The 12210-nt window shown below is 56.2% G+C and carries 13 protein-coding genes and 1 riboswitch; of the genes, 6 read left to right on the plus strand and 7 right to left on the minus strand.

The features are described from left to right. Positions 1-55: 55 nt before the first annotated feature. The 3 genes from rsmD to TH2_RS16160 are packed head-to-tail and all read right to left on the minus strand — an operon-like array spanning position 56 to position 2672. Complete coding sequence (rsmD, locus tag TH2_RS16150) at positions 56-625, minus strand: 16S rRNA (guanine(966)-N(2))-methyltransferase RsmD (protein WP_008891508.1); 570 nt, start codon at positions 623-625, stop codon at positions 56-58. 5 nt (positions 626-630) lie between these two features. Beyond that, complete coding sequence (locus TH2_RS21920) at positions 631-1953, minus strand: pseudouridine synthase (protein ID WP_008891509.1); 1323 nt, start codon at positions 1951-1953, stop codon at positions 631-633. After that, a complete protein-coding gene (locus tag TH2_RS16160; protein ID WP_008891510.1) occupies positions 1950-2672 on the minus strand; it encodes a gamma-glutamyl-gamma-aminobutyrate hydrolase family protein in 723 nt (240 codons plus the stop codon). The genes TH2_RS21920 and TH2_RS16160 overlap by 4 nt, the downstream gene beginning before the upstream one ends. 279 nt (positions 2673-2951) lie before the next feature. Between TH2_RS16160 and TH2_RS16165 the strand changes: the two genes are divergently transcribed. Beyond that, on the plus strand, positions 2952-3404 hold the full coding sequence (locus tag TH2_RS16165) for a nucleoside deaminase (RefSeq protein ID WP_008891511.1): 453 nt from the start codon (positions 2952-2954) through the stop codon (positions 3402-3404). A 33-nt stretch (positions 3405-3437) separates the two neighbouring features. Here the strand turns inward: TH2_RS16165 and TH2_RS16170 are convergent, their stop codons facing one another. After that, the gene (locus tag TH2_RS16170) at positions 3438-3704 is read right to left on the minus strand and encodes an Atu4866 domain-containing protein (protein ID WP_238538722.1); all 267 of its coding nucleotides are present in this window, start codon (positions 3702-3704) and stop codon (positions 3438-3440) included. Between the two features lie 83 nt (positions 3705-3787). Next, positions 3788-4534, minus strand: coding sequence for an SDR family oxidoreductase (locus TH2_RS16175; RefSeq protein ID WP_008891513.1), 747 nt, complete (start codon positions 4532-4534; stop codon positions 3788-3790). A gap of 182 nt (positions 4535-4716) precedes the next feature. On the opposite strand from TH2_RS16175, the gene TH2_RS16180 reads away from it, so the two are divergent. Next, positions 4717-5622: an AraC family transcriptional regulator gene (locus TH2_RS16180; RefSeq protein ID WP_008891514.1), complete on the plus strand. Its 906-nt coding sequence runs from the start codon at positions 4717-4719 to the stop codon at positions 5620-5622. Between the two features lie 72 nt (positions 5623-5694). Here the strand turns inward: TH2_RS16180 and TH2_RS16185 are convergent, their stop codons facing one another. Continuing rightward, on the minus strand, positions 5695-6168 hold the full coding sequence (locus TH2_RS16185) for an RrF2 family transcriptional regulator (RefSeq protein WP_008891515.1): 474 nt from the start codon (positions 6166-6168) through the stop codon (positions 5695-5697). Between the two features lie 172 nt (positions 6169-6340). Between TH2_RS16185 and TH2_RS16190 the strand changes: the two genes are divergently transcribed. Next, positions 6341-6982, plus strand: coding sequence for a class I SAM-dependent methyltransferase (locus TH2_RS16190; protein ID WP_008891516.1), 642 nt, complete (start codon positions 6341-6343; stop codon positions 6980-6982). A 76-nt stretch (positions 6983-7058) separates the two neighbouring features. Here the strand turns inward: TH2_RS16190 and TH2_RS16195 are convergent, their stop codons facing one another. Next, positions 7059-8660 (minus strand): OpgD/OpgG family glucan biosynthesis protein, encoded by a 1602-nt coding sequence (locus TH2_RS16195; protein ID WP_040824384.1) that lies wholly within the window; start codon positions 8658-8660, stop codon positions 7059-7061. A gap of 172 nt (positions 8661-8832) precedes the next feature. Then, a riboswitch (cobalamin riboswitch) is annotated at positions 8833-9035 on the plus strand. 226 nt (positions 9036-9261) lie between these two features. Between TH2_RS16195 and TH2_RS16200 the strand changes: the two genes are divergently transcribed. From TH2_RS16200 to TH2_RS16210, 3 genes are read left to right on the plus strand one after another with little or no spacing between them, the layout of a single operon-like run. Beyond that, the gene (locus TH2_RS16200) at positions 9262-10287 is read left to right on the plus strand and encodes an ABC transporter substrate-binding protein (protein ID WP_008891518.1); all 1026 of its coding nucleotides are present in this window, start codon (positions 9262-9264) and stop codon (positions 10285-10287) included. Positions 10288-10327: 40 nt separating this feature from the next. Then, entirely contained in the window at positions 10328-11404 is a 1077-nt protein-coding gene (locus TH2_RS16205) for a FecCD family ABC transporter permease (protein WP_008891519.1), read from the plus strand. Then, complete coding sequence (locus tag TH2_RS16210) at positions 11401-12201, plus strand: ABC transporter ATP-binding protein (RefSeq protein ID WP_008891520.1); 801 nt, start codon at positions 11401-11403, stop codon at positions 12199-12201. Before TH2_RS16205 ends, TH2_RS16210 begins: the two co-directional genes overlap by 4 nt. The last annotated feature ends 9 nt before the right edge of the window (positions 12202-12210 follow it).

Here is a 12210-nt window from a genome sequence, read left to right on the forward strand (position 1 = left end):
TAGTGCAGATATCCAAATCTATCACAGAATTCGGTGACGGGCAGCTTTGCTGCAATCAGGCGATAAAGCGCCCGATATCAATCTGGCAGCGGCCATATTTGCGACTGTCGCACAGATAAAAATCTTCAAGTGCGATTTCCGGATCGCGCGGATCACGTTCGGCAACGATCAGGGTGTTATCATCAATCCACCCGGCCTGGGCCAGGGCCGTGATGCTGGGCTCGATCAGGTCTTTGCCATAGGGCGGATCCAGAAACACCATGCTGGCCTGTGTGCTTGTGCGTGGTGGTTTGGTAGCATCGGCACGTCGTGCACTTGCCTGATCGGCAATGCGAAGGGTGTCGATGTTTTGTTCGATGATCGCAATCGCTTTGCGGTCATTGTCAAAGAACACTGCGCGTTCCGCCCCGCGTGAAATGGCTTCAAGGCCAAGCGCACCGGACCCGGCAAAGGCATCAAGGATCACGCCATCAAATAGCGGGTTGAAGTCATCCTCATACCAGCGCGATGCGTGTGACAGGATGCTAAACAGCGCTTCGCGCACCCGATCAAGGGTCGGGCGCGTATCGCGTCCTTCCGGTGCGTTCAAAAGCCTGCCTCGATGGGTGCCGCCGACAATCCGCATTCAGCTTAGTCCTTCTTGCCGCGTGGACGGTTGCCGGACGGTTTGCGACCGGGCGCACTATGTGTGGTATCGCCGGAACGACCAGCAGGTTTTCCCGATGGTTTGCCGGTTGGCTTTCCACGGCCACGCCCTTCAATGAAGCCCGGCTTGCCTTCGCGGCCACCAGTCCCCCGTCCGCCATCACGACCGCCGTCGCGACCGCCATCACGACCGCCATCACGTCCACCGGCAGCTTTGCCTTCGGCACTGTAACGGCCACGGCCCTTGTTGGTCGGGCGCGATGATCCGCGTTCTTCGCGCATATCACGTTCCTGGCGATCCCCGCCAGAAGCCGGTTTGCCACGGCCACCGGCACGCGGGGCAGCCCCGATGCGCGGGCCTTTCCGTGCAGCACCACCAGACGGACGTTCGCGGGTTTCACGCTGTTCGTCGGCCTCGGCATTCTGGGCTGCGGCGTTCGGGCCACCTTGCGGGCGTTTGCGCTGTGCCGGTTGACCAAACACGGTGCGCGGGGCTTTCGGGCGCGATGTGCCGCCACGGGCAACCGATTTCTTTTCGGAAACCTTGGAATAGTCGCCCTTAAAGAATGCAGCGAGCTGTTCTTTCATCACCTTGCCGGTGATTTCCTCACACTCGCCAGGCGCCAGATTGCCCAACTGGAACGGGCCATAGGAAACACGCATCAGGCGCGTGACCGGCCAGCCAAGATGTTCCATCACACGACGGATTTCACGGTTCTTGCCTTCACGAAGTGTGACCGTCATCCAGGCATTGGTGCCTTTCTGAACGTCAACCTCGGCCTGGATGGAGCCATAATTGATCCCGTCGACCGTGACACCGTCTTCAAGCTGTTTAAGCTTGGCCGGGTCAATTTGCCCATGCACACGCACGCGATAACGCCGCGCCCAGCCGGTAGCGGGCAGTTCGAGATAGCGGGCAAGCTCGCCATCATTGGTCAGCAACAGCAAGCCTTCGGAGTTCAAATCCAGTCGCCCAACCGAAATCACGCGCGGAACGTAACTTGGCAGATGTTCAAACACCGTGTCGCGGCCCTGTTCATCGCGGTGGCTGGTGACCAGACCGCGCTTTTTAAACAGGCGCCAAAGACGCGGCTTTTCCTTTTCCGGAAGCGGCTTGCCGTCGACGATGATTTCATCTTCGTCGGTCACGGTGACCGCCGGGGTATCAAGCTTCTTGCCATTCAGGCGCACAAGCCCCTCGGCAATCATGCGTTCGGCATCACGCCTGGAACAAACACCTGATCGCGCAATGCGCTTGGCAATGCGTTCGGGCTTGTTGTCATCCGGGGTGGTGTTCTTGTCGCTCATTTGCGGGCCTCGGAAATCAGGGCGTCGAAAATTTTCGCATCGCCCGAACTGATATGAAATTCGGGATGCCACTGGACCCCGAGACAATAACGATATTTCGGATGCTCAATCCCCTCGATCACGCCATCAGGCGCGTAGGAATTGATGATCACATCCGGGCCAACGCCTGCCACCGCCTGATGGTGGGCGGAATTGACCGAAAGACTTTTCACATCGCCAACGATCTTCGCCAGAAGCGTATCGGGCTCCACCGTGACATCATGGCCGGGCTCGTTGCGCGGGTTCGGCTGTTCGTGGGTCAAGCAGTTTTCAACCGCATCCGGAATATGCTGGATCAACGACCCGCCCAGAATAACGTTCAAAAGCTGCTGACCGCCGCAAATGCCCAGAACCGGCATGTCGCGCTTAAGCGCGCCTTCGGCCATCGCCCATTCAAATTTGGTGCGACGATCCTTGGTGACAACCGTGTCGTGTTTTTCCGTCGCACCAAACAGGCTTGGGTCCACGTCAAACGCGCCACCGGTCACGACCAGCCCGTCAATCAGGTCAAGCAGATCGGGAACCAGTTCCACCTCGTGGGGCAAAGGCATCGGAATGCCACCCGCCTTGGTCACCGCACCGGCATAGTTTTCACGCAGCGCATACCACGGGAATTTGGAATAGCCCCCCGGTTCTTCGGAATCGAGTGTGATACCAATGATCGGCTTACGCGTGGTCATGATCGAAATAGCCTTGATGCTGGTGACAGGTTGGCGAATAAAGTCACGCGGAAACTACCTGTGTAACCCTTTAAGGGCAACGGCAATTCACGCGGATGGTCCATGCGTTTCTGCGGGCCGTCGCCAGTGAAGCTTCACCGGCAACCCGCCAGATCATCGCTTGACCGATTATCTGCATGGTAGCACTGTGAGCATACACGCCCTAAAATGAAGTAAAAACAAGATCAGCCCTGACAATCGACCTGATTTGTCAGATGGCCTAAGCGGGATGGAAAGATCATGAGTGCAGACAGCTATATGGATATGGCACTTGAAGAAGCCCGTGCTGCCGCGCGTCGGGGCGAAGTGCCCGTCGGTGCCGTTCTGGTCGATGCCGATAACGGCGAGGTTTTGGCACGCGCCGGAAACCTGACCGAGGAAATGAACGATCCAACGGCACACGCCGAAATCCTCGTGATCCGGGCCGCTGCCGGGGCCAAGGGCGAACCCAGACTTCCCAACTGCGATCTGTATGTCACGCTTGAACCCTGTCCGATGTGCGCAACCGCCATCTCATTCGCCCGTCTGCGCCGCGTCTATTTCGGGGCCTATGACCCCAAGGGCGGCGGCGTTGATCACGGTCCGCGCGTATTTGAAAGCACAAGCTGCCATCACCGTCCGGAAGTCTATGGCGGCATTGGCGAGGTCGAGGCAGCCAAGCTTCTGAAGGATTTCTTTGGCAGCTTGCGCTAGGGATTTGATTGTTCGGTTGGTCAGCGTCGGAACTTAGTTTTCGGGCACTTCACGGAACATCACCATGCCGCCGTGATACAGGACATCATTTTCAAAATAGCCATCGGCGGTAAAACCGGTGTCATCCTGATAGGTGATGTAATTCCCTGAAACCTGATAGTCGCCCTGATAGGCTGACTGACGTGTGCCACGGGCCTCGTCATAGCGGCCATCGGCACGCAGTTCCTGACGGATATGACCATCCTTGGTCACCCACATGCCGACATACGGGTGCGGGGCGATTTCAGCGCTTTTGTTCATACCGGCCTCCTGTTTGGGCCATGCTGGTGATGCGAACACCACCAGCACGGACAGAAAATACAAGGATTGCAGAATGATCTTCATCAGAATGCCGATGCCGTCGGACGGACAATGACTTCGTTGATGTCGACATCTGCGGGCTGATCAAGGGCATAAAGCACAGCCCGTGCAATCGCATCCGGGGTCAGGGATATCTGACGAAACTGGGTCAGAAGCTCCTTGCTGTTCGGATCGGAAATATCGTGGCCCAGTTCGGTCTCGACCACGCCCGGCGAGATGGTGGTGACACGGACATTGGTGCTTTCCTGACGCAGGCCTTCGGAAATCGCCCAGACTGCGTATTTGGTTCCGCAATAGACAGCAGCACTTGAATATACGTTGTGTGCCGCAATAGACGCGGTGTTGATGACATGGCCGCCACCCTGTTGTTCAAACAGCGGCAGAACAGCTGCAATACCGTTCAGGACACCGCGAATATTGACGTTGATCATGTTGTCCCATTCGTCGGTTTTCAGTGCCGACATCGGGGCAAGCGGCATCACGCCGGCATTGTTGAAAATCGCATCGACACGGCCATAAAGGTTGTTTGCGTTGTAAACCAGTGCCTCGACGCTATCGGCATTGGTAACATCCACTGAACGGGCCATTGCACGGCCGCCAGCAGCTTCGATTTCGGTGGCAATCTCATCAAGGCGTTCTGTGCGGCGTGCGCCAAGAACCACATTCGCCCCCCGGGATGCAAGAAGGCGGGCGGTGGCTTCGCCAATGCCGCTGCTGGCGCCTGTGATGATAACGGTCTTGTTTTCGACATGGTTGATCGGGTTCGACATGACATGCTCCTTGGGTTGGTGTGTCGGTGTTTGTTCGTGGCGCTTACTCTGTCGATAAATCCCCGATTGATGAATACACAGAACTCGAATTGGATTGCCTAATCCTCCAAATCGAAGATTGAGTGCTTTGTCCGCGTGAAGGCGCGTGTATAGTGGGCCTATGGGAAACAAAGGGTTTTGCGATGGATAGCTATCAGAAGCTGTGTGGCCTGATTGACAAATACTGCGAAGCGGATGGTGCGGTGCGCACGGCTGTTGAGCCGGTCTGGATGTTTCGATCAACCGGCCCGACCCTTAAGGTGCCAACGATCTACAAGCCTTGCCTGTGTCTGATTATCTCAGGCGCAAAGGAAGTCACGCTGGGGGATGAGCTTTATCGCTATGAGCCCGGTCAACTGCTGGCCGCATCGGTCGATTTGCCACTTGTTGGCCATGTGACCCTGGCGGCCGAGGATGCGCCGTATCGCAGCCTGTCACTTGATCTGGATGCGAAGATCCTGGGCGAACTTGTTGCCAACATGGATATCAAGATGGGCGCAGACGGCGAAAGTACACGCGGGCTTTTTGTCGAAAAGACAACTGAAAGCCTGACCGATGCCGTCTTGCGGGTGGTTGAGCTGCTTGATCGTCCCGATGATGTGCCGGTGATGCTGCCGCTTTTGATGCGCGAAGTGCATTATCGCTTGTTATGTACCGCCAAGGGGGCGGCGATTGCGGGGCTTGCCATCGGCGGCAGCAACATGCAGCGGATCTCGGCGGCCCTTCAACTGATCAAGGATAATTTCGACAAACCGCTTAAGGTGGAAGACCTGGCAAACCGGGCCAATATGAGCCCTTCTTCCTTCCATCACCACTTCAAGCAGGTGACAGCCATGAGCCCGCTTCAGTACCAAAAGCGGCTCCGCCTGACCACGGCGCGTCAGATCATGCTGGCTGAAATGAAGGATGCGGCATCGGCGGCCTATGCGGTCGGGTATGAAAGCGCGTCACAGTTCAGCCGCGAATATGCCCGCATGTTTGGCGCACCGCCAATCCGTGACATTTCAGCCATTTTGGGACATTCAACAAGCCTTGGCGCACAGGTTTAAGCGCCGCGCCAGAGACAAAAGGCGCAAAGCACATCAAGCTGCTTCTCGCCAGAGCCCATACGGTTCTGGTGGTTACTTGTATTTCCCAGACTGATAAGAGAAGTCGTTGGTTGGCAGTCCAAGTTCGAGCATTTTGGCTTCAAAGTCCTTGGCAATGTCAGCCATGGTCACAGTGCTCAGCGATGCAATAAAAGTATCGGACGCGGCCTGAAGGGCCTTGGCCGTCGCCGAATTGGCTGCTTGTTCCATCAAACAGCTAGACGTATCATCACCGCATCCTAATGCGAACAGTCTTGGTGCGCCAAGTGCCTCGTAAACATCGGCAAGCGTGATCTCCGATAAAGGTTTTGCCAGAAACCACCCGCCGCCATGTCCTTTCATGGAGGTGACAAGACCCTGTTCGCGCAAACCTGACATCGTGCGGCGAACAACTGCCGCATTGGTGTTGAGCATGCCAGCCAATTGATCCGAGGTTGCTGGATTTGTCATCTCGTTCAGGTGCAGGAGCGCATGCAATACGCGGGGAAGGCGGTTGTCCTGGCGCATTTGGGGCTCCGGTTTGCGGTCAACTGCTGCGAGTGGGTATTCATCCTTCTATTACACGTAACACTAAAAGATACATGAAAATTGACAGGTAAAGCGAATCATGTAACTTGAGTTGATACGTGATTCGCTTTTGTGGATCTCCCCCGCGCCACCCTTTTGGAAGGTTGAGTTGATGAAAATGGAAAAAGATGAACCAGCGATGGCCCCTGTCGAATTTTGGGAAGACCGCTATGAGGCGGCCTCGGCTGAAACAAGTGGTCGCCCTACCACCGTTTTAGAGAAGTTTGTGAAGGATCGCCCTGTTGGGCATGCGCTGGAACTTGGCTGCGGGAAAGGGGATGACGCTGTTTGGCTTGCCAAGCAGGGATGGTTTGTTACTGCTCTCGATATTTCCCAGGCAGCAATCGACATTGCGCGTAAAAATGCCGAGCGCAACAACGTCGCCGAAAAGATCAATTTCAAGGTCTGTGATCTGACAAAGGATTTCCCAGAGGGGGATTATGATCTGGTTACGGCCCAGTTTCTTGAGTCACCCTTTGAGTTTCCCCGCGAGAGGATATTGAACCACGCAGCAAGGCACGTTTGTGCGGCGGGCATGTTATTGATCACCACGCATGGTTCGGTGCCACCATGGTCGGAGACACAATGGGAAACGGATTTCCCGACACCGGAAGAAGCTTTGGTCGCACTGAACCTTGATCTAACAGATTGGACGCGGATCTTTGTTGAGAATTTCTCGCGCATCGGCCAGAAACCCGGCAGCAAGCCGGGGAAACTGATCGATACGGTGATTGCACTGGAACGAAACCGGTAACCTTTCGGCGCCCAAAAGACGGGTCAGTGCAAATGACATTGCCCTGTCTTTCTTTTGGTCGCGTTTGATTGCCGAGTTAACCTTGCTGCTGGTTACCAACGGCCGGCAGGTGCTGGAACATCCAGGTTTCACTTAAGGGGCCGTCACCGCGTTTCAGATACATGCGCAGGTCAACCGGATCGGTGCCCGCGGCCTTAAGGTCAAAGGCCGCCCGCCAGATGCGGGTATCCATGATCGGTTCGATCTTGGTGCGGACAATCTCCCCGCGCGAGGATGTCACAACCACTTCGGGGAATTCGCCGTATGCAAGCGTTCCCAGAACCTCACCCTCGAACTCGACCGAAAACTTGATCTCGTCCTTGGGTCGGTTGGTGCCGGGCTCCCCGCCACGGCCCATGCGGGTTGCGGTTGCGGTTGCGAGTTCCTTGACCGGGAACGGGTTATGGGCCTGCCAATACAGGCGGTATTTGAACTGATAAGAATTGCCCGCCTTGGCAGGGCCATTCGGGACCCAGAAAGCGGCAATGTTATCGTGGATTTCATCGTCGGTCGGGATTTCGATCAACTGAACCGCGCCGTCATTCCAGTCGCCCTGCGGTTCGACCCACAGGCTGGGGCGGCGGTGATAACGCACACCATCCAGATAGTTTTTCACATCGCGATCACGCTGCATCAGACCAAAACCACGCGGGTTATTGTCACCAAAGGCCGATGCGCGGATGGTTTCAGGGTTATTGAGCTGTCGCCAGATGCGTTCCCCGCCGCCAGTCCAAAGCTCCAGCCCGTCGCTGTCATGCACTTCCGGGCGCCAGTCAAAGCGGAACGACTTGTTCTGTTCGGAATACCAGAACATGCTGGTCAGCGGTGCGATGCCAAGCCGTTCGATGTCACGGCGCAAAAACAGATGTTTTTCGACATCCATCGTGACGCCTTCGCCGCGATAAAGCAGGAATTTATAAGCACCCGTGATGCTGGGCCCATCCAGCAGGGCATAGACCGTCACCGGGTCTTCGGGGTTTTTGGCCGGTTTGATAAAGAATTGACGGAAATCGGGGAATTCTTCGGGAACCGAGGTCGCCGTATTGACCGCAATGCCGCGCGCCGACAGGCCATATTGGCCTTCATCGCCAATCGCGCGGAAGTACGATGCGCCAAGAAACGCTGCCCAGTCCTGGGTTTTCCAGTCATCGCGCGCCTGATTTTCATGCAGGCGGAAACCGGCAAAGCCGCTATTGGCGGGCAGTTGGCGGGCAATGCTGTCTTCGGGCATGTCAAAGTAATCGGGCTTATAGATCACTTCGCGTGCCTGCCCGTTTTCCAGAAGATACATATGCACCGGTTTGGCGAAATACATACCCAGATGGAAGAAGGTCAGCGGATAGGTGCCTGATCCATCGGAAAACGGCGAATGGTCGCGTTTGTAATGCAGCTTGCCATGGGTGTCGTAATCGATCTTGCCGACAATTTCCGGGTTTGGCGCAACGGGCGGCTCATAGGCCGATGCGGCCATGGATTTGGCGCGTGCAATCAGATCGGCAAAATCAAACGGCTGTGCCGAACCCAGATCAAGGCCGTCGACATCTGCCAAAGCATGCTGATAGATCGACATTCCCGGCAGGATAAGACCGGCTGCCGCGATGGATTTCAAAAAGCGTCTGCGTTCAACAGAAGTCGTCATGTTCATCACATTCCTGTGGTTTGAGGTGTCGGGAAAGCATACCCGGCAGTGTGGAGGTAATCGGGATGAAACATGGCAAATTCAAGGTCGTATCAATTGCTTTTTATGCATGGAGGCGCAGCGTTAATGCCACTGGTGGTCTGCCAATTTCCTTGACCGTGTTTTTGGTTTAATCTAACCGTGACGTGTCGGTATCCGAATATCGGATAAAGGGAATTCGAGATGGGCCGAATATTGGCTCATTAACCGAAGCTGCCCCCGCAACTGTAGGCGGCGAGCATTTTTCTGACCAATGCCACTGGGATCAACCCGGGAAGGCCAGGGAAAATGCGTTGACCCGTAAGCCAGGAGACCTGCCGACACGAAGACGACGGACCGGGCGGGGTGCCCCGGAGAATGTCGGTACGTGTCTTGGCCCAACAGTTTAGCCCAGGTTTTCTAAGCTTTAAGGCCGACATCTTCCGTCATCTCCTGACACTTTTGCCAGTCCATTGACAGCAGTAAAAGTGATGTTATGTTATAACATAACATTTAACGGTGTGTTGAAACTGGATCATCCAAAGCGGTTCCGGATCAGCGCATCAGCAAGAGGGAACTAAAAGTGATCAATCACGATAAACGTGTACTGGCGGTCGGGGTGTTTGCCGCTGGTCTTATTTCTTCTGTTTCATTTGCGTCCGCAACCGAATATCCGCTCAGTATCGAGAACTGCGGCACTGTGTTGCAATTTGATGCGGCCCCCGATCGCGTGGTGTCGCTGGGCCAAAGCACGACCGAAATTCTTTATTCGTTGGGCCTGGCCGACAAGGTCAAGGGTACGGGTGTCTGGTTTGGCCCGGTGATGGATGAATTCAAGGATGTGAATGCATCTGTTCCGCGTCTGGCCGACAATGACCCGGGGTTCGAAACCGTTGTCGCGCAAAAGCCGCAACTGGTTGCCACCCAGTATCAGTGGCATGTCGGGCCCAAGGGCACCGTCGGCACCACTGAACAGTTCAACGAGCTGTCCATTCCGGTCTACACAGCACCTGCTGATTGTGTGGGTAAGGACAATGCCGGTGGCGGTGACGGGGTGCGTCACGAAGGCTTCACCATGGATCTGATTTATCGCGAGATTTCCGACCTTGCGCAAATCTTTGATGTCGAAGATCGCGGCGACGCGCTGATTGCAAGCTTGAAGGAACGTCAGGAAAGCTCATTGGCGCGTGTGACGGCAAGCGGCCATGACAATGTTTCCGCCGTCTTCTGGTTCTCCAGCCCCGAAATCAACAGTGATCCCTATGTGGCCGGCAAAAACGGCGCGGCGGGCTATATCGCCGGTAAACTTGGTGTTCGCAACATCATCGACAGCAATGAAGAATGGCCGACCGTTGGCTGGGAAACCATTGCGCGTGCCAATCCTGATATCATCGTGATTGGCAAGATGGGCCGTCGGCGTTTTCCGGCCGATGACTGGCAGGTCAAGATGGATTTCCTGAAAGCCGATCCGGTCGCAAGTCAGATGAAGGCGGTGCGTAATGGCAATATCGTGGTGATGGACGCCCAGTCGATGGATCCGACCATCCGCCTGATCAATGGTATTGAAACCCTTGCCGAAGCCGTCGAAAGACTGAGTGCTTCGAACTGACCTGCATTGCCAAAGGCGCCTGATATGCCCGGAGAATTCAATGTTTGAAACAACGCCAGTGCAGCAGCCGGTTCAGCCACCTCGGCAATCGCTGGCGGGGCGGGCATATCTTGTGCGGGCCGGTGTCAGTGTTGGCGCCCTGGTTTTGCTTGTTGGCGTCATCGCAATGGCCGCGGCCAAGGGGGAAACGCACATTCCTCTTGGCACCGTGCTTCAGACCATCGCCAATCATCTTTGGCAGGCGGGCTATGACGTTGACCCGATTGATGCCGGGATCATCTGGAATTACCGGATATCGCGCGCCATGGTGGCCGCGGCCTGCGGCGCGTCCCTTGCGCTATCTGGCGCAGTGTTGCAGGCGCTTTTGCGCAATAGTCTGGCGGATCCTTATTTGCTGGGGATTTCAGCCGGGGCATCGACCGGTGCGGTCAGTGTCGCCATTCTGGGGTTTGGCGCGGGCATGGTTTCCCTGTCGCTTGGCGCCTTTGTCGGCGCGCTAGTGGCATTCGGGTTTGTTGCCCTTTTGGCCATTCCGGCCGGGCGCGGGGCCGATGCGATCATTCTGGCCGGGGTTGCCGGATCACAACTGTTTAACGCATTAACGTCATTTATTGTGACCAAGGCGGCCACGGCGGACGAGGCACGCGGGGTGATGTTCTGGTTGCTTGGAAATCTAAGCGGCGTGCGCTGGCCTGATGTCTATCTTGCGCTGCCGGTTGCCGTCATCGGCTTGCTGGTTTGCCTTTGGTATTCGCGGGCGCTCGATGCCTTTACCTTTGGCGTGGAATCAGCAGCATCCCTTGGTGTGCCGGTGCGACGGGTTTATGTGGTGTTGATTGCCATTGCCGCCTCGATGACCGCGGTGATGGTCAGTATTGTCGGGTCCATCGGCTTTGTCGGGTTGGTTATTCCCCATGCCGCGCGGTTCTTTGTCGGCACACGGCATGGCTTTCTGTTGCCGGCATCGGCCCTGATCGGGGCGGTGTTCCTTGTGGCGGCCGATATTGTATCGCGCATCATCCTTGATGGTCAGGTTCTGCCAATCGGGGTGATCACGGCACTTATCGGTGCACCGGCCTTTGCGATCATCCTGTGTCATGGGCGGGTGTTGCGATGAGCCTTGAATTACGCAATGTCGGCTGGAATGCCGGATTCAAAAAAATCATCAGCGACGTGTCGCTTCGGGTCACGCGTGGCGAGTTCCTGGGTGTGATCGGGCCAAACGGGTCGGGCAAAACCAGCATGATGTCGGTTCTGGGCGGCATTCGTGCCCCGTCGACCGGGCAGGCATTGCTGGGGGATCAGCCGATGAAGAAAATTGGCCGACGCAACCTTGCCCGTCATATCGGCTTTGTCGAACAACAGGCCGACACCATCGACCGTATTACCGTGCGCGATGCCGTCGCCCTTGGTCGAACGCCATATCTCAGTTTGCTGACACCATGGTCAGGGCACGACGACGCCATCGTCTGCGAAGCCCTTGCCAGTGTTGAAATGGGGCCGTTTGCGGACCGGATGTGGCATACGCTTTCAGGCGGTGAAAAGCAGCGCGTTCATATCGCCCGTGCCTTGGCCCAGCAGCCGGACTTCCTGTTGCTTGATGAGCCGACCAACCATCTTGATATCCATCATCAGCTCGGCCTGCTGGAACTGGTGCGCGCACTGCCCGTCACCGTGGTGGCCGCCCTGCATGACCTGAACCATGCGGCGATGTTTTGTGACCGGATTGCGATGATGGATGGTGGCAAGCTGATTGCGCTTGGTACACCCGAACAGATTTTGACATCGCAAAACCTGCGCGATGTTTTCGGGGTTGCCGCCGATATCGAAATTGATGATCAGGGCCGCTGTCACATCCGCTATCACGCCGGAAACCAGAAATCTTCGGCCATAAAAAAAGACCGGGTTGCGTAACCCGGTCTT

Source organism: Thalassospira profundimaris WP0211 (genome assembly GCF_000300275.1).
Classification (GTDB): domain Bacteria; phylum Pseudomonadota; class Alphaproteobacteria; order Rhodospirillales; family Thalassospiraceae; genus Thalassospira; species Thalassospira profundimaris.

Bases quoted from the DNA above. Each gene is read 5' to 3' on its own strand.
- TH2_RS16165 (WP_008891511.1), top strand. From the start codon at position 2,952: ATGAGTGCAGACAGCTATATGGATATGGCACTTGAAGAAGCCCGTGCT.
- TH2_RS16175 (WP_008891513.1), bottom strand. From the start codon at position 4,534: ATGTCGAACCCGATCAACCATGTCGAAAACAAGACCGTTATCATCACA.
- TH2_RS16210 (WP_008891520.1), top strand. From the start codon at position 11,401: ATGAGCCTTGAATTACGCAATGTCGGCTGGAATGCCGGATTCAAAAAA.
- TH2_RS16195 (WP_040824384.1), bottom strand. From the start codon at position 8,660: ATGACGACTTCTGTTGAACGCAGACGCTTTTTGAAATCCATCGCGGCA.
- TH2_RS21920 (WP_008891509.1), bottom strand. From the start codon at position 1,953: ATGAGCGACAAGAACACCACCCCGGATGACAACAAGCCCGAACGCATT.
- TH2_RS16160 (WP_008891510.1), bottom strand. From the start codon at position 2,672: ATGACCACGCGTAAGCCGATCATTGGTATCACACTCGATTCCGAAGAA.
- TH2_RS16185 (WP_008891515.1), bottom strand. From the start codon at position 6,168: ATGCGCCAGGACAACCGCCTTCCCCGCGTATTGCATGCGCTCCTGCAC.
- TH2_RS16170 (WP_238538722.1), bottom strand. From the start codon at position 3,704: ATGAACAAAAGCGCTGAAATCGCCCCGCACCCGTATGTCGGCATGTGG.
- TH2_RS16205 (WP_008891519.1), top strand. From the start codon at position 10,328: ATGTTTGAAACAACGCCAGTGCAGCAGCCGGTTCAGCCACCTCGGCAA.
- rsmD (WP_008891508.1), bottom strand. From the start codon at position 625: ATGCGGATTGTCGGCGGCACCCATCGAGGCAGGCTTTTGAACGCACCG.
- TH2_RS16190 (WP_008891516.1), top strand. From the start codon at position 6,341: ATGAAAATGGAAAAAGATGAACCAGCGATGGCCCCTGTCGAATTTTGG.
- TH2_RS16180 (WP_008891514.1), top strand. From the start codon at position 4,717: ATGGATAGCTATCAGAAGCTGTGTGGCCTGATTGACAAATACTGCGAA.